The organism is Cerasicoccus maritimus (genome assembly GCA_031296935.1).
In the GTDB taxonomy this organism is placed as follows: Bacteria; Verrucomicrobiota; Verrucomicrobiia; order Opitutales; family Cerasicoccaceae; genus Cerasicoccus; species Cerasicoccus maritimus.
Map to the genome: position 1 here is coordinate 1 of JAVDPD010000007.1, position 21766 is coordinate 21766.

The 21766-nt window shown below is 48.9% G+C and carries 18 protein-coding genes; 12 read left to right on the forward strand and 6 right to left on the reverse strand.

Going from position 1 to position 21766, the window contains the following annotated elements; all coding sequences use genetic code 11:
* Together RBB62_RS06360 and RBB62_RS06365 are read left to right on the forward strand one after the other, a co-directional pair.
* On the forward strand, positions 1 to 195 hold a 195-nt coding region (locus RBB62_RS06360), incomplete at its 5' end, for a hypothetical protein (protein WP_309397900.1).
* Positions 179 to 1534 carry a sulfatase family protein gene (locus RBB62_RS06365; RefSeq protein WP_309397901.1) on the forward strand — a complete coding sequence of 452 codons (1356 nt, stop codon included), beginning with the start codon at positions 179 to 181 and terminating at the stop codon, positions 1532 to 1534. The genes RBB62_RS06360 and RBB62_RS06365, both read left to right, overlap by 17 nt.
* A 202-nt stretch (positions 1535 to 1736) precedes the next feature.
* Here RBB62_RS06365 and RBB62_RS06370 read toward each other — a convergent pair whose 3' ends face one another.
* From RBB62_RS06370 to RBB62_RS06385, 4 genes are all read right to left on the reverse strand, one after another.
* Positions 1737 to 2480 carry a LamG-like jellyroll fold domain-containing protein gene (locus RBB62_RS06370; RefSeq protein WP_309397902.1) on the reverse strand — a complete coding sequence of 248 codons (744 nt, stop codon included), beginning with the start codon at positions 2478 to 2480 and terminating at the stop codon, positions 1737 to 1739.
* 107 nt (positions 2481 to 2587) lie between these two features.
* Positions 2588 to 3598, reverse strand: coding sequence for a LacI family DNA-binding transcriptional regulator (locus RBB62_RS06375; RefSeq protein WP_309397903.1), 1011 nt, complete (start codon positions 3596 to 3598; stop codon positions 2588 to 2590).
* 91 nt (positions 3599 to 3689) lie between these two features.
* Positions 3690 to 6338 (reverse strand): polysaccharide lyase, encoded by a 2649-nt coding sequence (locus RBB62_RS06380; RefSeq protein WP_309397904.1) that lies wholly within the window; start codon positions 6336 to 6338, stop codon positions 3690 to 3692.
* Between the two features lie 131 nt (positions 6339 to 6469).
* Positions 6470 to 7984 carry a glycosyl hydrolase family 28-related protein gene (locus RBB62_RS06385; protein ID WP_309397905.1) on the reverse strand — a complete coding sequence of 505 codons (1515 nt, stop codon included), beginning with the start codon at positions 7982 to 7984 and terminating at the stop codon, positions 6470 to 6472.
* A 264-nt stretch (positions 7985 to 8248) separates the two neighbouring features.
* Between RBB62_RS06385 and RBB62_RS06390 the strand changes: the two genes are divergently transcribed.
* The 3 genes from RBB62_RS06390 (at position 8249) to RBB62_RS06400 (ending at position 11152) form a co-directional block, all read left to right on the forward strand.
* On the forward strand, positions 8249 to 8782 hold the full coding sequence (locus tag RBB62_RS06390; protein ID WP_309397906.1) for a carbohydrate binding domain-containing protein: 534 nt from the start codon (positions 8249 to 8251) through the stop codon (positions 8780 to 8782).
* Between the two features lie 84 nt (positions 8783 to 8866).
* Positions 8867 to 10636, forward strand: a complete 1770-nt coding sequence (locus RBB62_RS06395) for a sodium:solute symporter family protein (protein ID WP_309397907.1) — start codon at positions 8867 to 8869, stop codon at positions 10634 to 10636.
* Positions 10637 to 11008: 372 nt separating this feature from the next.
* Positions 11009 to 11152, forward strand: coding sequence for a transposase (locus RBB62_RS06400; protein ID WP_309397908.1), 144 nt, complete (start codon positions 11009 to 11011; stop codon positions 11150 to 11152).
* Positions 11153 to 11417: 265 nt separating this feature from the next.
* On the opposite strand, the gene RBB62_RS06405 is transcribed toward RBB62_RS06400, so the two are convergent.
* Positions 11418 to 12116 (reverse strand): type II secretion system protein, encoded by a 699-nt coding sequence (locus tag RBB62_RS06405; protein ID WP_309397909.1) that lies wholly within the window; start codon positions 12114 to 12116, stop codon positions 11418 to 11420.
* Positions 12117 to 12280: 164 nt separating this feature from the next.
* On the opposite strand from RBB62_RS06405, the gene RBB62_RS06410 reads away from it, so the two are divergent.
* Positions 12281 to 13312, forward strand: a complete 1032-nt coding sequence (locus RBB62_RS06410) for an IS5 family transposase (protein ID WP_309397910.1) — start codon at positions 12281 to 12283, stop codon at positions 13310 to 13312.
* Between the two features lie 602 nt (positions 13313 to 13914).
* On the forward strand, positions 13915 to 14823 hold the full coding sequence (locus RBB62_RS06415; protein ID WP_309397911.1) for a PEP-CTERM sorting domain-containing protein: 909 nt from the start codon (positions 13915 to 13917) through the stop codon (positions 14821 to 14823).
* A gap of 8 nt (positions 14824 to 14831) precedes the next feature.
* On the opposite strand, the gene RBB62_RS06420 is transcribed toward RBB62_RS06415, so the two are convergent.
* A complete protein-coding gene (locus RBB62_RS06420; RefSeq protein ID WP_309397912.1) occupies positions 14832 to 15965 on the reverse strand; it encodes a LacI family DNA-binding transcriptional regulator in 1134 nt (377 codons plus the stop codon).
* Positions 15966 to 16129: 164 nt separating this feature from the next.
* Here RBB62_RS06420 and RBB62_RS06425 point away from each other — a divergent pair, with 164 nt between their 5' ends.
* The 5 genes from RBB62_RS06425 (at position 16130) to tnpB (ending at position 21717) form a co-directional block, all read left to right on the forward strand.
* Positions 16130 to 16870 (forward strand): DUF1559 family PulG-like putative transporter, encoded by a 741-nt coding sequence (locus tag RBB62_RS06425; RefSeq protein ID WP_309397913.1) that lies wholly within the window; start codon positions 16130 to 16132, stop codon positions 16868 to 16870.
* 127 nt (positions 16871 to 16997) lie between these two features.
* The gene (locus tag RBB62_RS06430) at positions 16998 to 17678 is read left to right on the forward strand and encodes a hypothetical protein (RefSeq protein WP_309397914.1); all 681 of its coding nucleotides are present in this window, start codon (positions 16998 to 17000) and stop codon (positions 17676 to 17678) included.
* Between the two features lie 152 nt (positions 17679 to 17830).
* A complete protein-coding gene (locus RBB62_RS06435) occupies positions 17831 to 20662 on the forward strand; it encodes a right-handed parallel beta-helix repeat-containing protein (protein WP_309397915.1) in 2832 nt (943 codons plus the stop codon).
* Positions 20663 to 21007: 345 nt separating this feature from the next.
* Positions 21008 to 21379: a transposase gene (locus tag RBB62_RS06445; protein ID WP_309397916.1), complete on the forward strand. Its 372-nt coding sequence runs from the start codon at positions 21008 to 21010 to the stop codon at positions 21377 to 21379.
* Positions 21373 to 21717 (forward strand): IS66 family insertion sequence element accessory protein TnpB, encoded by a 345-nt coding sequence (tnpB, locus tag RBB62_RS06450; protein ID WP_309397917.1) that lies wholly within the window; start codon positions 21373 to 21375, stop codon positions 21715 to 21717. The genes RBB62_RS06445 and tnpB overlap by 7 nt, the downstream gene beginning before the upstream one ends.
* Positions 21718 to 21766: the final 49 nt, after the last annotated feature.

Below are 21766 nucleotides of genomic sequence, written 5' to 3' on the forward strand. Positions count from 1 at the left end.
GGTCGTCCTTTTGGCATGAGCGAAGATAAGCAGGAAGGAAGCCAATTATTTAGCGAATTTAACTCGCGGGACACTAGCAGCCTGTCGAGGTTAATCGAAGTGCTCTTTACTGGTAAAATATCAAAAGGCTTCATCCGTTCGTCAGTTAGCTCAATTGTATCTACTATAAATTTACGTTTTGAGAGATATAGATAGCCTACCTAATATCGTCTGGATAATGACGGACCAGCAATGCGCAGATCACATTGGTTGTTTGCATGGGTGCTCGTTACACACGCCGACAATGGACCATTTGGTTGAGTCTGGCATTCGCTTCGATCAGGCTTACTGTGGAAATCCAATTTGCGTTCCTTCCCGCACTTCGATGATTACTGGTCTGCACTCTCACCAAACAGGCATTACCTATAACGTGGATGATGCAGAATTCTACGGGGACAGCATTGGCAGCCTCCTAAAGCAAGGTGGCTACCGAACTGGCTATGTGGGTAAGTGGCATATACCCAGGTCGACAGAGGATGCTGATTGGCATGGCTTTGACTTTATGGCGGAGAGCGATCGTGTGTTTCAGGATGAAAAGGTTAGTGAGGTTTGTCTCGCATTTTTACGCCAACCCTCTACGAAGCCGTATTTCCTTGTGGCTTCCTACAATAACCCTCATGATATCTGTGAGTGGGCTAGAAAGTTGGATGGTGGTTTTGAGGGGGAAGCCATCGATCTTTGGAACGGTCTGATACTCGATCCACCGAGTTCGAGGAAATGCCCAGATGTGCCTGTGAATTTCTCAATTGAGCCTCACGAGCCAGCTATAGTGCGCAAGCACAAGCGTTCGATGCGAGGTACATATCCGAGCGAGAATTGGACTGAGGAGCGTTGGCGTCAGTATCTCTGGGGATATGATCGTTTGGTGGAATTGGTTGATCGTGAAATGGCGAAGCTACTGGAAGCTTTGTCTGGTGTTGATAACGCACGCAGAACAGTCATTATTTTTACCAGCGACCACGGAGATGGCCGTGCTTCGCATCAGTGGAATCAGAAGACGCTTCATTACGAAGAGACGGCCAAAGTGCCACTAATTCTAGTTGATCCAGAGCTTAAAGCATCGCAAGTATGCAGTCAACTGGCGCAAACTGCGACAGATGTTTTTGCCACGATTGCCGATTATGCAGAAGTTCCACTTTCAGATTGTCATGATGGATTGAGCCTTCGTGATCTTTATCTGGGTGAAGTTGATCGCGATGCCATTTTTTCGCAAACGGACTTACATTCTAAATATGGGCAGAGCGATGGAGTCTATGGAAGAATGTGCCGATTTAGGAATTACAAGTACATAGTCTATTCTCACGGCGATGCGAGGGAACAGCTCTTTGACCTCGATCTTGATCCTGGAGAAATGAACAATTTGGCATTCGATAGTTCTTCACTCAGAGAATTGTATGAAGCGCGTCAACGCATGCAAAATTGGTGCGAGAGACAGCGGGACTTCTTTCTGCCATACTGTGTTGGGCTTGAAGAGGCCTTACCAATGAACTTCTAAAGATAATATGAAGTTACCGAGTTGAGCAAAGGCTGGACCCGGCAACTTCATGTGATCTCTGGGGCGAGTTCGCTCGCATCACGACACCACTACTTGGCAGCACAGAACGATGGCCGTTGTGGATTTGCTTTGGCTATTTCAGGCAGTAAAAAAGCCTCAGTTGTTTTTCTGAGGCTTCGTTGTGAATCGGATATCGGTACCGCTATTTCCGTGTATTCTTTCGTCGGATGATGCCCACAACTGCGAAGCTGAAGAGCGAAACGATCATGGCATACTGGCCCGGTTCGGGAACGGTCGCTAGTGTTAGGGTATCGTAATAGGTGCTGATTCCAGTGCCACCATTATATCCAAGTGAGAAAAGTCCACGTCCGATAGACCAGGTGACGGTAGGGTCGGAAATGTTTAGGATCTCAGTGCCATTCAGTGTGACAATTCCCGAGCCACTGGCATCGTCGACTTGAATATTGAAGTGGTTCCAGGTATTGGTGGCATAGCTAGTGGAGGAAGCTGCAATGGATCCTGCCTCTGATGTGTCTTGGCGCTGTATTCGGATGTTTCCACTGCCGCCTTGAGCAAGGATGCTGAAGTTAAATGATCCGCCGCCTGAGTTAGTGAAATCAATGCGCCAAAGGTTATTGCTGGTAGGGAAAACGTAGAAGTCGAAGGAGCCATTGTTTACATCAGTGCCAAAATCACTGATGGCAGAGGGGCGATTGGTGGCGTCATCATCCAACATGAAGAGAGATTGTGAGCCACTCTGCGCTTCGGTATTTGAGACGTCGGCGGCAGAGGTTCCGTTTAAATTAATGACGCTCCAGCCGTCTTGTCCGTCAATACTCCCCAGTGACAGCGAATCGAAATTTTCTGAGTAGACGATTGCTGCTTGCAGACCGAGTGAGCTGGTGAAGAAGCAGCTCAAGGATAGGAGGAATAGATGTGATTTCATGAGTATATTGGGTTTGGAGGTATTGGTACTGTGAGTATGCTAATATTGTTAATTAACACTGTTGAATCAACGCCCTGCGGGATTTACCAGTAAAGGTCTTTGATGGGCTACTGCCGACGTGCGATAGTGTTGCCATCCATCCAGTGCCCCTCCAGCAAAATTCTTAATGGGGATTCTGGCACGCCAACTTCGTCTCGATGAATCATGCCAACCAGCGCGTCGACAGCACTTTGACCTATGCCTAAGCTGTTCTGAGTAACACCCGCAAATCTCTGATCCGGCTCGACGCCGACTCCAGTCAGGCTGATGTCGCCGGGAACCTTGTAGCCCTCTTCATTTAGCCAGCGGACTACCAGCTCAGGTGCGTGCGATATCAGTGAATCTGGTTGGTTCTTATCTAACCATTTAAGGAAGTCCTCTTTGTAAATTCGATCCTTAGTGAGTATGCGAAACTTGGTTCCTGGAAACATCCGGTGCATGGATTGGTAGTAACTACCGATCCAATCTTCCATAACTTTTTCGTGCGCGACGGCGGAGAGTGTCATGCCGATTTTTTTATGGCCGCTCTCCTTTAGTTTACGCAAGGCGATATTAACTGCGAATCCCGAGTCATCATTGATCGCATGAAATTGCGGTTCAGAGAGCGTGTAGCCCAAACCAACGCATGAGAATTGACTCCAGTTCATGTCGAGCTTCTTGCCCGGTCCCGGTGTGCTAAGAAAGATTAGGCCTCTTATGTTGCGCGCCTTTAGAATCGAACTGAATCGTTGGGCGGTCATCTCATCTTTGTTAAACCAAAACTCATCCAGTTTATAGCCGAGTTTATTGGCTCGTTCGTAGGCGCCTTGGTGCATCCGGAGTTTTCCAGACCAGCCATGTTTCCACTCGTCCTTGTTGGACTCCATGGTAATCCAGCCTAGGGTGCCAGTGTATGCTGGTGGCTTAATGACGCGTCTGTAAGCTGATAGTGACGCCAGCATCGCGTCTGGATGATAATCTAGCTTCAGCGCTATTTTTCGGATGCGCTTGCGTGTTTCTTCGGATACGCCGGATTGATTGCGAAGGGCAAGTGAAACCGTCATGCGGGAGACTCCTGCCATGTCGGCAATGTCTTGCATGGTAGCACGCTTCTGCATAGATTATATTCTGATTTATTGAACATGGCCAGTCAACCCAGAACTCAGGTTGACTGGCTTGTGCCCCCGGATCCTATGGATGCCAAATACGTATGTTGTCAAAAAACGTAGTATTGTCGTTTGGTGGTGCCCAAGTCGAATTGTTGCCTCCGTAAAACATAACAAAGTAGAACTGATCAATCATCCAAGTGGCTCCACTTTTGCGAAAGCGCATGGCTAGATTTTCGTGGCAGAGCTTACCATTTATCCACGTCTGTATGGCGCCATCATATAGGCCAGGTGTATTCATCTTGACGCGCTGAACAATCTCATAGCGTTTGTCTGCTTCAAAGGCGAAGTCCATGTCGATGTTTTCACCATAATGCATTCCATCTATTTGCGTTCCATTCTGATCGATCCAATATGCGTATAAGATCATGCTCCCACCGTAGGTCCACATGTAGCGTGACGAGAAGCCATCCTCGCTATAGTTGCCGCCGCTTGGATGGGAGCCTCCAGCGAAGCCGGGCAGCTTGCCGCCCTTTATCCAATCAAAGAACCCCATGCCGTTGTCTTTAAATTCGATATTGTATGCAAAGTAGTATTCCATTCTTTCAGGTAGGGCTACCTCGAAACTGATGCCTGCGTTTCCGTTTAAGCCGACACCGTCGGTGGGATGCGAAACCTCGAGCACTCGACTGTCTCCCTGGTCGACTATCGACGCACGGGAAGCAACGCTTTCTGAGGGGGCTAGACCATTGAGATTGGTAAAGGTTGTGTTGGGGAAGTCCTCACTGACATTGGTCAGCGTGTAATTGCCGAGCGTCTGTGATTCAAAATCCACTTGGTAATCATAATTGAGCACCCAGATGCTGTCCCAAGTTGCGCCGTGGCCCATGCCTGATCCGTAGCCAGTGGAGAACGTTGCCTCGCCAAAACTCCAGTTTGCCGAAGCATTGGTCGATTGAAGAATGGGCTGTGGATTGCCATTCAAATATATTGCGATTGTGCCGCTAACTTCGTTTACGGTAACGTCGATATAATTTGTGCCATTGACGTAGTAGCCGGTATTTTCCAAAGCGTTGATGCTATCGAGCGTCCCAAGACTAGGGGTGGATATAGTCATCGCGCCATTTCCTTGGCCAATGAGGCTAAAGTTAAACGAGCCGCTGGAAGGGGGATGGAAATCTATGCGCCACACGTCACTGAAGGAGCTGCTGCTGGATTCGGTTACAGCGAAAGAGAGTCGGCCATTCGCAATCGTGGTTCCAAAGTCATACAAGGCGCGGGGGCGGGTGCTTGAACTATTGTCTTCAATTTGTAAGTTGATACCTGATGAGTTGGGGGAAGGGGTGATGGTTGCTGTTGATCCACTGTCCAAATCATAGTAGCTCCAGTTGCCTGAGCTGAAGTCTAGTAGATAATTTTTCAACTCCTCTGGAAAGAGCGACTGTCCCATGCCCTCGCTCGTGAGTTCTTCTGTGGATTGAATGCTGATGTCATCGAAGTAGACTTCCTGTCCTTTTCCGCTGTTATAGCCGACCGAGCAAATTAATTTTCCAATGGAGAGATTTGCGGTGGAGTTGCTTAGACTCAGCAAGGCAGTTGGCGAATCATTCAAGTATAGTGAAGCGTCACCCGAAACCTGGTCGAAGTGTAAAGTGAAACGATTCCAATTGTAAGGGTCATAGCCTGCTGTCGATGTGCTGATTGAATCTAGTGTTTGACCGTTGCCATCGTTTATTTGTATTCCCAGTGTGGGATTGCCTTGGCCAATTATGCTGAAGTTGAATGAACTTGAGTTACTGTCCATGCAGTCAACCCGCCACAGGTCTGAGCCAGTTGGCTGAACCGAAAATTGCAGCACGCCTTGGTAGATGTTGTAGCCGGCGTCTATGCTGGCTATCGGCCGATTTGTTTTGCTTCCATCGTAGAGTTGAAGTGACTGTTGCCCTAAGTCTGCTGTGTCGCTAGATACGTCGGCTGCTGAGGAGCCATTTGTTTGTTGGGTGCTCCAGTTTCCTTGTCCATCCAATGCACCAATGTCCAACGTTTCAAAGCTTTCGAGTAATTCACCATCTTCGCTGAAGTTGAGAGAAACGTCATCATAATAGACAGATTGGCCAGTTCCGCTATTGTAGCCTACGGAGAAATTTACTCGTCCAATGACCCAATCGACGCTATTGTCGCTGCTTGTCAGTATTGGCGTCGATGCCCCGTTGAGATAGACGGCGATCTTCTTTGCTGCATTATCAAATACAACGCTGAAGTCGTTCCAGGTGATGTCGCTATAGCCAGCGGTATTGTTGTTGATTGACGTCAGCAGGTTGCTATTTCCATCAAGGATTTTGATTAATCCACTTGAGCCACCTTGCCCAGTTAATGAGAAGTTAAATGTAGAGGAGCTCTTATTTGAAACGTCTAAGCGCCACAGTACATTGCTCGCAGCTTTAACCGAGAAATCTAATCGTCCACTCTGAGGTGAATGTGCTGAGTCGAAAAAGGCAACAGGGCGATCATCGGTGCTGCCGTCATAGAGATGAAGTGACTGTGAGCCAGTACGCGATTCCGCTGTTGAGATACTGGCGGTGGAGGACTGGTTGATGTATTGAACAATCCAGGAGCCTTGGCTAACAAATTCTCCAACGCTATAATTCTCGAAAGAATCGTTCTTTTGCGCGGCTATAGTTTGATTTGCGCATAGCGCAATGATATGCACTGCGATGAGGTATTTTTTAAGCACGGGATTTTGAGGTTGATAGGGTTACAGATCATAGAACTCGGGGGTGCGCTTTTTCTATTATTTTGGAACTCGATCAACAAGGCGTGTGCCTTTTTATCAGTAAAGCTTTGGCGGTCTTAGCGCTCGAACTTCTACTTTTCTGGCGCTTCCTGGCTAAGGCGCTTTTCCAATTGCGCTTGGTGCAAATCTACTGGTTGTAAATTGTCTGGCCATATTGTTTCAACCCAACGACTGCCGGGGTCTTTTTGTGTGGGGTCTGATGAATGAAAACCCACGAAGGCAAGGGTGGCAGGGCCAAAGCCAGGGGCGGGCATATTGACTGGGAAATCTGACTTCAAATTCCAGAAGACGCTATTGCCAGCGGTGTGTTTGCCCAAGCCCAAGCCGCCTCCTGACAGCCATGGGTTGGTTCCTGCTCCGAGATCTAGATTCGTAAACAAATTGTGGTTTGGGCCACGGCGATGGTGGTCGAGCGTCAGGTCGATGCCCTTGCCACCTTTTATTACGTTGCCCGCAGCAAATGCACTCATCGTGATGTCATGTATAAAGCGTGTTTGGATATCGAAGTTTTGCACTAAGCAATCTCTGCCAACGGTTATTGCGTGATGGCCCGTGAAACCAAGGTGACTGTCTCGATCAGATGTAAAAAGCACGCCTTCAATGGTCACATTATACCCACCTATGAAAATTCCACTATCGGCGTTTATAATTGCTACGTCCTTTACCCAACAGTTCATCGCCGCGGCGATTTCAATTGCGTTCCAGCCTTGTTCAGAGAAGTGGCCAAGGTATGGAGTGTTGGGAAACTCGCAGGTGAGTGATTCAATGCCGCTGTTGTATAATGATGAGGAAAAGATGAGGATACGGGGAGACCATTGAGGCTGAATGTCGTAGCGAAGATTGCGGTCGAGCGTTACTTGATTGCCGTCAATTGAAGCGATTCTTGCCAGCATTGGAACTCTGACTTTTTTAATCGCCTTCACATTACCGGTGTCTCCTGAGTATACATGCTTGAGCAGGGAAGATGGATTCAATTCACGCTGCTCGATCATGATGACCTGCCCTGGCTTTAGGGCGTTGCCATTTTCGACTGTTAGGGTACGCTCGCCTCGTTTTGAGGACTGGGAAATATTGGTGATGAAAGTTTCCAAATAGCGACCTTTCATCCACAAAAAGCCCCCCGACCAGGAGTATTCGGAAACGGGTTCTCCATTTGCCCGTTTGCTGGCATGGGGTTTTATTTCTTGTAGAGGCTTGTTTAAGAAAAGAGTAGTTTTGTCCGGACCTTCACCACGCATTACGAAGTTAGGCTTTTTGATCCAAAGAATATCTGAGATTACATAGCGTCCTTCAGGTACGAATAGTGCGCCGTTTTCAGTGGATTCAATGGCGTCGATAAAAGCCTTGGTGTCGTCGGTTTGGCCATCACCAGTCGCGCCAAAGTCTTTTACGTTGGCTACGACTTCGAAATCAGGAATTGGCGCTTCGCCGAATGCATAGCCGGCATAAGAGAAGTCTGGCAGTCGGTCATGCGTGGCCCATTTCTCGCCATCGACTCCCCAAAGGTCTGAGTATTCTTGTGCGTTGATTGAGGTTAGGGATAGGCATAATACCGATAGCGGTAGGCATACGAATATGGATTTCATGGTTTTAATGGAGGTATAGGGTTGCCCGATTACGCCTAATGCTAAAAAGCGTTCTCGTCTCGCTCATGGGAGGTTTTTCGAAGTGTTCTCGAGTTTTAAGCGATGGATTGGCATGGTAAAAGGTGTGCATAGCCTTACCAGTAAAGTCACGGTAAGTTAGCCCTTTCACTTTACTGGTAAATGCCTTGGTGGCTTCTCAAACCGCAAATTTTCTTATTCCGTATACTTTTTAAATCACGCGTTAACCCCTAACTCCAGATGACTATGTTCATATCAAAGTTAACTCTCTCGCTTATTGCTGCATTTTCACTCGCGCTCACCTTGTCCGCAGAAACAAACTTGCTTCAAAACCCTGGTTTTGAAGATGGCATGTCTTTTTGGACAGAAAAGGATGATGGTCTAAGCAAAATTAGCAAGGAGGCTGCGTATGCAGGAAAAAATGGGATTAGAGTTACTGATAACACGAAGGATACTGGCTCTTCTCTCTACTCGCAAGAGTTTCCGGCGAAGCAAGGTGACGAATTTTATGTATCGTTTTGGGCGAGTATTGTTGATGGGCCACGTGAAAGTGTCGGCGTATATATTCAATATCTCGACGATTACGGTACTTTGCTTACTACCCGCGAAACTGGATTGACTTTCGTTGCTGTGGTGAAGGGCACAATCGGTTCTTGGGAGCAGTATGATTTATCCGCAATCGCCCCAGAAAATACGGCCTTCGTACGCTTGTGGGTGCATTCGTGGAATGCTGTGGAGGTCGTTGCAGACTTTGACGAGTTTGAGTTCTACCAGAAGTAGGACTGTAATACATGCCGTAGCGGTCTAGCCGTTATTGGCTCCTGAGTATTACCCGAATAATTCACAATTCTGGGAGGGTGTCTTATGGACATCGAATACGTATCACTGGGTGCATATATGCTGGCTTTGCTTTGTCTTGGCGGTGTGTTTGCCAAGTACAATCGCAACTTGAGTGACTTCGTTGTCAGCGGGGCGAAGGGGACGTGGTGGCTGGTGGGTATGAGCACGCTGATGTCCGGCATCAGCGCGTTTACCTTTACTGGGAATGCCTCGGCGGCCTTTCTTGGCGGTCCTTCTCTGCTGGTGATTTACGCATCGAACTGCGTAGCTTATCTCATTTGCGGTTTATTTCTGGCAGCCTGGTTTCGGCAAACGCGAGCACGCACCGTGGCGGACGTCATTCGTCAACGTTTCGGAGTCGCAGTGGAACAATTTACCGTTTACTCAGGGGTCTTCCTAAATCCCATAGCTGCGGCAATCCAGCTATGGGCACTGGCTATATTTACGAGTACGGTATTTGGCTTTCCGCTAACGCCAACGATCGTGGTCATCGGGATGATCGTCATGTTTTACTCTACGACTGGAGGGAAGTGGGCGGTCATGGCGACAGACTTCGTCCAGGGCGTTATGATGCTTGCAATCACGTCACTGGTGGCGTTTTTATCCTGGAGGGAGTTAGGCGGCATTGATGGCTTTAGGGAAGGGTTACAAGATCCTCAGATCAAGGCAGATTTCGCGTTATTCAATCCCATTGGGCATTTCGAGAACAATCGATTCACGATCAAATGGGCCGTTGCTATTTTTTTCATGCAGATTTACGTCCAATTGAGCTTGTCTGCTGCGGGTCGTTTTATCGTTGCTAAAGATGGGAGGGAGGCAAGGCGCTCTGCATGGTTTAGTTTTTGGCTCATGGCGCTTGGTAGCTGTATTTGGTTTTTGCCACCAATGGCGGCGCGAATCTTGTATGGTCAGGAAATTATGGGCGATGGAAGTGGCTATGGGGCCGATAGTAGTTATGCCTTCATCGCTCAGCGATTATTGCCGAATGGTCTAATGGGCATTATGTTGGCTGGAATGTTTGCCGCAACCATGAGCAGTATGGACACTGGTTTGAATGGCCAGGTGGGCATTGTCGCAAATAATTTAATTCCACGATTGCGGAAGCTTCTGGGGCACACCGCTCCACTATCTGATCAGACCGAAATGCGAATGTGTCACCTGCTATCGATTCTATTTGGTCTACTCATCGTTGGCTATTCGCTGCTATTTTCGTGGCAAAGAGATTTCCCTTTGTTTGACGCATATTTAATCATCGGCTCGATCATCGGTATTCCGCTAGGATTGCCGATGCTTATGGGGCTCTGGTTTAAGCGTCTTCCCAAGTGGTCGTATTTTGTTATATTTGGATTCTCTGTTGCTCCGTCGATCTGGTCAGTTCTCGATGAGCGCATCTGGGATAACGTGTGGTTAATTCAAGACCGCGCGTTGTGGATCTTCCTGTTTGGCCTATTAGGCACGATAGTCAGTTTGCTGTTTTCTCGCTATGTTTCTTCAGGCGAGCAGCAGGAGATCGATGCGTTTTTTAAACTCATGAAAAAGCCCGTCGACTTTGAGCAGGAGGTTGGTCGATCCGACATTGATTACAGGCAGTATGTGATACTTTCCAGGTTTATCGCAGCTATTGGGGTTGGTGCGCTTCTGTTGCTCCTGTTGCCCAACAGTTTGGCTGGGCACCTCGCGATCTTCTACATCAGTCTATTTATCTTTGTTGTTGCGGGTATTTTGCATTGGGGAGGTGTTCGATATAAACGGTGTGACCTATCCCGTTCTAATGAGGCGCCTAAAAAAGGCTGATCAAGTTGGCGATACGTATTCGAGAGGTTAAATTTTGGCTTCTGAATCGAGGCTAAATGAGTTTCGTCGAGCCGAGTGCTTTTCCGCACCAGCGGCGTTGGTTTTTCGCTCAATCGGCTCAACTTCAAGGCGGCTGCTAAAAATTTGACCCTAACTCTACCTAGTCAGCTTTGGTTTTCTTCTGGACCAAGCAGGTTTCTCGCTGGATCGCTCAAGTTTTGTCCTGGAACGCTTAGGTTCGGAGCTGGACCGTTGCGGTCTGGTGATGAAACGCTTAGATCCAGCACCGGAACGCTTAGGTTTCGACCTTGATTTTGAGCTGGTCCCGCTATGTTGGACAGGTTGCTATCACCAGTTAAAGTCTAGCAACCCATGAAGAAGAGACGTAAATTTACCTCGGAGTTTAAGAGCATAGTAGCGCTTGAGACGCTGCGTGAACAGGAGCCTTTGCATGAGATCGCGAAGCGCTATCCGATCCACCCGACTCAGGTGACTGAGTGGAGAAGGCGCTGCTAAGTAACGCGAGCAGCGAGTTTGCGCTTCTACGATCACGAACGCACCCACCAAGGCAAAATGTGTTGAGGTCGAACGCCTTGGCGGACATGGATCGATGCAATCCCCTTGTGGAAACATAAAGTCGATGACCTCAACAAAAAGGACAAGCAAACAAAAATAGCCTGACAATTTAATCGACTAGGCGGCACGATCTGTCAGATCAGATAGTGGCTACTACACATTATCTGATTCGTGTTTCATGGAAAAGTGCTTGGACTGCTCGTGATTACTTTTCTTTTTGATCCAGGCTCATTGGGCCAACGTGCATATCTAGGAATAAGGCGTTTCGATGGCTCTTGTGGACAGGTTCTGTTGCTATCTCACTCCTCCATCCAGTTGTAACCACATCTGCGAAGAAATCAGCATCCAGATCCACCATAAGGTATGTGTCGGCTGGGGCGTTTGTCAGCCTGAAGGCAGTCGATGGCGTTTTATCAATTGAGCCGCTGGAATTACGGTATCCCCACGGGTTAACATGTATTCCATCAATGATGATTTTCTGGTTCATCCAGTAGTTTTTGCCATCGCGGGATTCTGGGTCGGGTAGAGCTTCCATGCAAGCCGGGCAGCTGAAGATTTCCGCGTAATTCCAGCCTAGCGGCTGCGTTTGCACGTCCAAATACGACTGTAGCAGGACTGGTAAATAGCGAGCGTCATAGGAATTAAACCAAGGCCCCTGGCCCGACCAAAGAGGGCCAGGAAGCTCATTTTCGTTATCCGACATGTAGAGAGATATGCCGACGCCAATCTGCCGTAAATTTGATACACATGCGCTATTTTTCGCTGAGGTGCGAACGCTCCCAACCGCTAGCACGAGAAGGGAAAGGAGTATGCCCGAAATTGCTACGCAGACCAGAAGCTCGATGAGACTAAATCCTTTTCGAGACCATTCTTTGAGGTAAGGAGTCATGGGGGGTAATTTCATTTAGGTTATCATGTCGTTTTATTGACCAGTGATCAAAACCACTGGCACTTTACCTGTATAGGCATGGAGAGACAATACCCATTACGTCGATCAGTTCGAAAAATGAACCTACAGGCCACTTCGATTAACCTCGACTCCTCTACTGTGTCCTAATATTTTTGGATATGCGTGTAAAAACTGGGAGTGTTCAAAGTAATTTGTTCGATATTTTGTCGCATGTGGACACCGCTTCGCAGCGTAAGAGCAGCTTGGATCGGTTGGCGGTGATCGACTGGGATTTGTTTCGTCCGGTGCTCGAAGAGCATTTGGCTTACGGGGATCAGAAGAAGGGCGGGAGGCCGCCGTGGTGTCCGGTGTTGATGCTCAAGGTGCTTGTCTTGCAACGCTTTTTCGACCTGTCCGACGAGGAAACGGAGTTCCAGATCATAGATCGTTTCAGCTTTTTGCGCTTCCTGGGTTTGCGTCCCGGCGACGGCGCGCCCGACCACGCGACGATCTGGTCATTCAAGGAACGCTTGGGTGCCGACGGCATGCTGGCGGTGTTCGAACTCTTCAATGCAAAGCTTCGCGAGTTGGGGCTGATTGCCAGCTGCGGCAAGATCATCGATGCCAGTTTCGTCGAAGCTCCGAAGCAGCGCAACGGCCGTCACGAGAACGAACAGATCAAGCGCGGTGAGGTGCCTGAGCGTATTGCCAAGAATCCGCGACGCCAGTGTCAGAAAGACCTCGACGCGCGTTGGACTAAGAAGAACAACCAGTCCTATTACGGCTACAAGAACCACGTGAAGGTCGATGCAGCCAGTAAGTTTATCGAGACCTTCACCGTGACCGATGCCGCCGTGCACGACTCGCAGCCCGTTGAAGAACTGCTGCGCGAAAGCGACCGCGACGCGGTATTGTGGGCTGACAGCGCTTACGTTGGACCAGCTATCCGCGCCATCCTGAAGCGCTTCGCCATGCTCGCCAGTATCTGCGAAAAAGGCAACGCAGACTATCCACTGACACAGACTCAGAAAGGCAACAACAAGAAAAAGAGCCGCATCCGCGCCCGTGTCGAACACACCTTTGGGCGCATCGCTCAGCTCGGCGGCGACCGCTTCAGGCGCATCGGTAAACAACGATGTCGATTCGAAACCGCGCTCACCAACCTCACCTACAACCTCGACCGCTTCGCGATGTTTCATCGCCCAGCATGAGCCTACCTCAATACCACTAAATGACTCAAAAGCATCATCGCGGAGCCCTCACAGTCCTATACGCGCGCTCTGCGAACATCGAAAAACAACAAAGATGATCTGCTGTGCGGGAAACAGTCTGTTAATCGAAGTGGCCTACAGGCCAACGATAGACTACGGCATGCCAATTGCCTGTCGGGCCAAAGTAGAATACGCCATGAACAGCTTCTCCGCTCTCCAACCTTCCATATTCGGGACAAAACGACTCAGAGATAGTCAATTGAGCACTTATGCGGGCATCGAATCTGAAAGTTGAGTGGGTGCGTTTCTCATTAAACTTGGAGCAGTGGTCTAGCTTAACGATAGCCGAATACCATTTCGATCATCCAAGTTCTTCGACCGTTGAACAATATATTGAAATTCATTTCCCAGCGGATAATTACCGGGTAATGCAATATTGAGCAGCGAGCCAGCAGGTGCGAAGGGCAGTGACTGATTAATCCATGAAAACGGCCTTGGTGGCGAGTGTGCAGCTCGCTGCATGGCTAAATGGTTGTAGAGTGCTCAACTTTTAAATAAAACATGCGCCGAAACACGTAATCTGTTAACCAATAAACACCCCCATGAAAAAGTTCGTTTCATCAAAACTATCGATTAATGTGAATAATAACCTACCAGAGAAGTTGCTACCGGCGACTAGTGCTTTTTGCCTCGTGACGTTGCTTCTTGCTCCGCAGCTTGATGCTCAGCTTACGGTATTCAGCGATAATATGGACTACGTGGATACAGCTGCCCTACAGTCTGCCTATTCCAATGGCTTTGATGCTACACCAACCCTCGCGACTCAACTAACGTTTAGTCCCACTCCTTTGTCAGGATTCACTCCGACGCCAGCGAGCGGAAGTTCTATGTCTTTAGGCAATGGCGTTAGATATCGCGACTTGAGCCAAACGGTGACTGGCGACTGGACATTAAGTTTTTTGGTGCTCTCCACCAGCTACTCTCGAGGTCAGTCCATCTTCTTACTTAACGCTTCAGGCACTGAGGGATATGGAGTCGGCTATCAAACCGCTCTTGTTAATCAGTTTGGAGGCGAGGGCTTCGTTTCCATTAGGAAATTCGACAACAACTCAGCGACCAATTGGAGTTCTTTTGGAAATGGCACTCAACTTGCCAGCGGAGGAAATAGCGGAAATCCTGTTACTGGATATGAGGTCACAAATGCGCCAGACAACAATCAAAACAATGCCACCTACGACACCGCCAATTGGCAAGATATGTTAGAAGTGACACTCACTTGGGATAGCTCCAGCGGCGCACTCACAGCATTTGCTGATGGAGTGGAACAGACGACGATCACAGACACCGACTTCAATAGCTTTAGTCGGATCTACATTCGGGGCAATACTTCGGCTTACTTCGACAGCATCAGCGTAACCACGGTCCCTGAGCCTTCGACAACAGCTTTGATTGTCGGCATCTCCTGCATCGGCCTCCTTGGATTGGTCAACTGGAAAAAACGCCGCGGCTAAGCTGGTTGTTAAGACCTGAGTCCTTTCTCATCCTTAAACAGTAACTCGCTTTTTTGCGATCGGGCGCGCCTGGTTCTTGCTGAACCAGGCCGTTCCTTTTTTTGATCACTGCGTGGCGGTATGCTCTTTGCATCGACCCAGGCACCCTCATTTAATAGCATCTTAGGGACTTCAGGAACTCCGCGTTCATTCTGTAGCAGCTGTGTCGCGACGAGATCGACTGCATTTGCGCCGATGACGTCCGGCTGCTGATTAACCCCTCCAATTTCCGGCCACTCCTTCGACCAGTATGGCGAGACAAACGCGACATCCTCGGGAATGCGCCAACCCAGATCCTGTAGTGCTTCCCAGACGATGCCCTGTCCGAGGATGACCTCTGGTTTATTGCGTAAAATCCATTCTGCAATGCGCTTACGCTGGGGAGCGTTGTCGATGCTGGTCGAGGAATAGCGATAGGACCGCATCCATATATCTGGGGGACTGTGCTTCTCCACGTAGAAAAAAGTCTGGTAGAATGCGTTCTCCGCCCACCGATCTGTTTCCTCGGAGAGCATCATCGCAATTCGCTTGTAGCCGAATTCAAACAATTTCTCAAGCGCCAGCCGGATGCCATGAGCATGATGATATGATGCGAGGTGTAAATGTGGCTGATGCATTTTGACGGCCCAGGTCGCAATCGCAAATGCTTCCCAGTCAAAGGTAGCAAATGTCTTTTCGGCTCCACCCCGGTTATTGAAAATCAGCCCTGGAATTCCCCGCGCTTTTAGCACCTGATGCAGTCGTTTACCATTAAAGTCTATATCTCGTAGCCATATTTTCTCAAGCGAATAACCCAACGCAGAGGCGCGCTTCGTAGCTCCATGTATTCCAAGCTCGTGAAACCGGTTCATGTCGGATGTGTGTTCATAAGGTATAATCCAGGCAATTATAGCCCGAAACGAAGGTTCACGGGTTGCATATCGATGAGCTAGGTAAGCTGAAGCCATTGGATTTGGCCGCCACCCCATTTCTTTTGCTACTTTCAGGATTTGAATCTTCGTTGCCTCAGGGATGTTTGGCTTATTTCTTAGTGCGCGAGACACTGTTGTATTATGGTAACCGCAAGCGACCGCAATTTCTCGAATGCTAGGTATTTTAGACATGCACGCAGCTTGCTGCATACTGATTTAATTGTCAACATTCCGAAATGAGACATATTGAATCTATAAATATAGTTTTTATATCCCAACCCCCTTTGTCTTTTTGCAATCAATTTTGGCTCACTATCGCCTCATGATGCACTCTTGACCCTCCACCGAGAGAAAACATGAAAACACCCCTTAATTCCAGACTGAACAAGAGCAGGAAAGCACTACATGGATTCACTTTAATTGAACTTCTTGCGGTGATTACGATCGTTGCAATCTTAGGTGCCATTCTTATGACTGTTGTCACGAGGGTGAGACAGTATGCTCATACTGCACAGTGCACGAGTAACATGCGTCAACTTGGCCTAGCCACGATGTCATACGTGCAAGGTAACGGCGGTGCTTACCCTCTGAGCAATGATGAGGCGTCTTGGGATGCAAGGTTGATTCCTTTTTTGGATCATCAAGGCAAAGAAACACCAGCAGCATGCCTGAAGTGCCCCGCTGACCCACGCGATCTTAAGTTAGGTGAAAATAGTTTTGCTCGTTCATACGCTGCAAGTGCGCCGCACCGAGATGGAGCAAACGGGGAGCTAGACGGGCGAGGGATGATTCGTAACGATTTTTCTCGCCGGTTGAACGAGTTGAGTAATCCCACTAACACAGTTCTATTCACTGAGTGGTTTACGACTAAAAGCGGAGAGACGATTCTTGGGCAGCAACAATTTAAGCCAAGCTATGCATGGATCACTGGGTGGTATGGTGGTGTCGACGCTCAGAACTGGCCAAGATTCGAGAATGGCGATGCCTATCACGGGCAAGTTATGAATTTCTGCTTCGCAGATGGACACGTTGAATCGCTCGAACCCTGGGAAGTAAACGGAACTCCCAATCGTTGGCGCGCGGTAAGCGTAGACTAATGTCATTTCCATTTATAAAGTTTATCCCTCTAATCGAATATCAATGCACTCAAGAAATTATATAATTTGTTTTGCTGCGCTCAGCACATGCTTGCTCAGCGCAAATAGAATTATTTTTGAAGATTCTATGGACTACGCGGACGACCTCGAAATCCGGGATGCTTGGCATCAAGAAATTGGAGGGCGGCCTATGGTTCAAGAAGAGATACTCCTTACACCAGCACCATTGGAAGATATCCGACCTGATTACGATCACGCGCCCTTTATGGCATTGAACAACAGCGTTATAACACGTGAGCTTAAGCGCTCTCCCAATAAAGGGTGGACCTTAACGTTTAATGTTCTCTCAACGGAGTATTCTCGGGGGCAAACTATTTTCCTTTTAAATTCCGACGCTAATAAGGGCTATGGAATCAATATAAACGCGGCATTGGTCAATCAGTTTGGCGGTGAGGGTCTCGTTTTGATTCAGAAACTGGATATTTCAGATGTCACCGATCCCAAATGGAGCGATTATCAGCAAGGTGAGAAATTATCGCGATCTGATGAGTCCGGGCATCCTGTAACTGGCTATGCGGTTGTCGCAGAAAATAGAAATCAGGACGATGCGAGGTATGACACTAGTGAGTGGTTGGGGTTTGCCAAAGTTGAATTTCGATGGAAAAAGTCATCTGGTGAGCTGTCGGCATATGTTAACGGAGAACTTTTGACGAGTGCTATAGATAAGGACTTTGATCAGTTTGATCTCATATGCATTCAAGGCAACAAGACAGGATACTTCGACGAAATCGTGGTGACCTCAGAATAAGTGGCCGGTTTTGGCCAGAGAGTTTTTTTAATTTCAAGCCAATGATTACGCTTCGCGTTGGCCGCAGATCAATCGCGAAACGAATAATCCCTTAGTCGGCAGCATTGGGTGTACAACGACCATAGATGCCATTAGCCCCTCAGATTTCAGAAATGATCATGCCTTTTTCTCAACACTTCCGAGTGCTTTTCTTTTTCAGGCTTCCTTATTTTCAGTTAGGCAAACATGTAAGGGATATTGCAACCTCAACAGCTATGGTAATCTTGCTGCTGGCTGGATTGGTGCCTGAGGTCCAAGCTAGCGACGAGATTGCGAACCAAGTCCGAACACCGACTGTTCCACAGATTATTTCGAGCTTCACGGTTCCTGAAGGTCAAGGCGGCTTTTATGAGATTGTTGACAGTGTTTTGGGGGTCGAGCAGGCCATTGCTGCACCGATTGACTTTGAACTAATCGTCCATCGAAAAGGCGGTTATGCAAGAAGCCAGGATACCGTAGTGATGACTCAGCTTGATCGCGGCGATGAGATTGAGTTCGACGTCTTTCTTGGCTATCTCGACAGCGGCGATCATATTGACTTATTGCTCATCACGAAGAGCGGCCAAGTCACTCCCAATGTCCTACAAATCGACTATAACGTACGGACCACTACGCAGATTCCAGTTTCTGTATTTCCATTCAACGAAACTGCTGAAAACACAGTGAACGTGATCGAAAACTGGACCGTAGATCGCCATTCGAAACTATCATTCCAAGTGCCGAACAGCGGCTATTACGCATTGCATGACGGCTGGGTCAATAGCATCGGAGAGCCTATGGACGTGGCCATATCCATTGATGATAATGAGCCGCTTCGTCTCATCCGATTGGCTGATCAACCAGAGGGCCGTGCGAGCCTGTCGACTAATCTTGGTTACGTGGCCAAAGGATCATCGATCAATATTTCCTTCAATCTTGGCGAAGAAGCCTCGCCTCCGGACTTAGGCTTTACTGTCATTGAGTGGGCTCCGCGCCGCGCTCCGTTACGGGTTCATCGAGGGGCTGACGGTTACCTTGATGTCATTGAGCCTGAGAATCCGTTGCAGGTTGTGGACGTTCCAGTGGAAAATTGGGTCGATGTTCCAGTGACAGACGGCGATTCCTTAAGCGCAATTCGGCAATCATTCAAAACTGCCCAACTGATGCAAAGCGGAGAGGATTACGTTGGCGTGCGGTTGAAAGCGGGCGCGACTTATAAGATTGGCTCCGAAACTGACGGCCGGGATTCTGAAGCATTCAAGCTAGTCAACGCCAAACGTATAATCTTCGATGGGAACGGAGCTACCATGCTCACAGAATTTCCCGAGCAGCAGCGACAAGATACGATTCTTTTCTCTACTAACGATTGCCAGAATATCGTTTTCGCCGATTTGACCGTTGATGATGTAGCCCCTCCTTACGCCATTGGAGAAATCAGCCATGTGGGTCCGCAAACCAATGGCAATCAGACAGTCACTTTTCGGATGGATGAAAACTCAGCGCATCCTCTTAACGACATTCGGCCGAACGGCAAAGCAAATGGCTACTCCTATAATCCCCAGATTCCAGGTCGACTGGCGGAAGGCTCTTGGCCACATTACCCTGGCGCAAGGAGCAGTTCCCCGCAGCTCAGAGCAACCGATGATCCAAAAGTATTCGAACATACGGTTACCCGTACCAATAACTCAATCAAAGCTGGCAACAAATGGCTAGTGAAGAACAAGCTGGCGGGCGTCATCTATTTAATCACGAGAGGCTCGTCGGAAAACATTACCCTGAGCGGTATAAACGCGCTTGCCTGCGGTGGCGGTGCATTACGCAACTGGAATACCTCTGCGATTAATATCCTCAACTGTCGCTTTGAGCCCAAAGACAGGGAATGGCTTGGCGCAACCTCAGATGCCGTTCATGGCCGGGGGCGTGAAGGCGTCTGGATCGAAGACACCAGGCTGGTCGGAGTTTGTGAGGACATCATGAATACCTACGGATTAACGATGCTCGTTATACCAGACAAAGACAACGACGACAATACATTCGCGATCAGATTGGGCAAGCGCCAGAAAGACAGAAAATTTCAACCGAGTGCAATTCCGCCGCAAGATTATATCAAAGCAGGAGACCGTCTCGTGTTTTTCAATCCAAAGACTGGTGCAATCCTCGGTGATGCAATCGTCAAAAGCTACCAGAGAGGACGCGCCACGCTTTCTCGGCCGATTGATGGAATCGACACTTGGGAGAAAGGCGATGACGCAACATCAACCGTAGTCTACAATCAAGATCTGGCCGCGCGTTTTTTCGTTCGCGATTCTTACTTTGCCGACAGCATGCGCTTTGGAATCTATATCAAAGCGCAGGGCGGTGTGATTTTTAACAACCACTTTGAGGGGCTCGCTTCGTCGCCAATTTTCGCTGCTAACGAGCCGTCCTGGCCCGAAGGTCCACCCGCCAATCATCTATGGATTCAAGGTAACACTTTCATCCATAACAATTTTGATTACTGCACTCGGAACCGCGAGCATCTGATCGTCGATCCCGCAAATATCAGTATCTATACGCGTCGGCTAAAGGACGTATCTGCGGGCAACGATTTCCGCGCCTTCACTGTTAACGATCAATATTCTAATAACCACATCAAAATTATTGGCAACACCTTCAAGCAATGGCGGGGCATGGGGATCTCCGTTCGAAACGCAAGAAATGTTTTTATAGCAGATAACCTGTTCCTGAATCCGATCGAAGATGCAGAGTTGCGATCCACTTTGAGGAAGGATTCGGATCTACGAACCGAAAATGGCGCTGGGGCCTATGCCGCCATTTACCTCAACTGCGTCAACGGCGCTCAGCTCGTCGGCAATCAATTTCAAGATCTTCCCGCCACCGATAGGCCAATTGTTACTTCATCGAATGTGGTCTACGTTGAGAAATCAGGCAATGTTTCCGGGCCGATTAAGTCCGCAAGCCAATAGAGGGGAAGTGAAGGCTAGAGCGTCGACGAAGCTTGCCGTACGACCAAACCGGCCTCGGCGAACATCCGTTGGTAGCTTTGGACCGCACTGTTGCTCTATATGCTGCTGCGCTTTCAGGCATGGGTAAGCCGCTGGCCACACAACCTCACGAGGCTGTTCATACTGATCCGAGGCGTGCTCTGGGATCGCTTTGCCCTGGAGGCCCCCCCCCTGCGATGGGACAGCACATGGCCAATAACACCCGAAGCATCTAAATCCTTTAACTGACATCAGACAATAAGCACGTAAGCGCCTGCCGAGCGTCCTCCTTCCGTAGATCAGTTGACGGTGCTATATTGGTAGTCGATGGAAATTCCCGAAGTAGAAGTGGTCGCAGACGGAGTAGTGCGCGACAGCCGTGGTCGTCGTCATCGTCCGAAATCTGAGCGTGAACGGCTGGCTCGTGAGAGTTTTGAAACGAGCCTGAGCTTGGTGGAGTTCGCCCGTCGTGAGGGCTTGAACTACCATACGCTGATCGGCTGGCGTTATGATCTCAAGCGCCGTGCTGAATCACCGGAGCCACGCAGTAAGGCAGCTAAATCTGAGTCGTTGCAGTTTGCCGAGTTTCGCTTGCCAGTTCCTTCGAGCAAGCTGGAAGTCTATCTTCCCGATGGCACGCTGCTGCGTGGCGACACCGCAGCGGAGTTATCGGCCTTGGCCAAGGCGCTGCGATGCTGACGTTGCCCAATCAGGTTCGGGTGTTTGTGGCGGTGGAGCCGGTGGACATGCGCAAGCAGTTCGATGGACTGTGGGCGGTGGCTCGTGACCGCTTGAAAGAAAACCCGAAAGAAGGGGCGATCTTCGCCTTCAGTAACAAGGCGCGGACTCGCCTGAAGCTGCTTTACTGGGATGGTTCAGGCGTGTGGATTTTTGCCAAACGGATCGAGCAAGGAAAACTATCGTGGCCGCTGGGCAGCGATGGGAAGAAGCTGTCGATCAAGCCGACAGCTCTGATGATGCTGATGAACGGGATTGATCTGAAGGACGGCATGCAAAAAGCGTGGTATGAGGGTTGAGTTAACTTTGCCCTGCAAAGTGAGTTGACATAGCTTCGTCAATGATTGC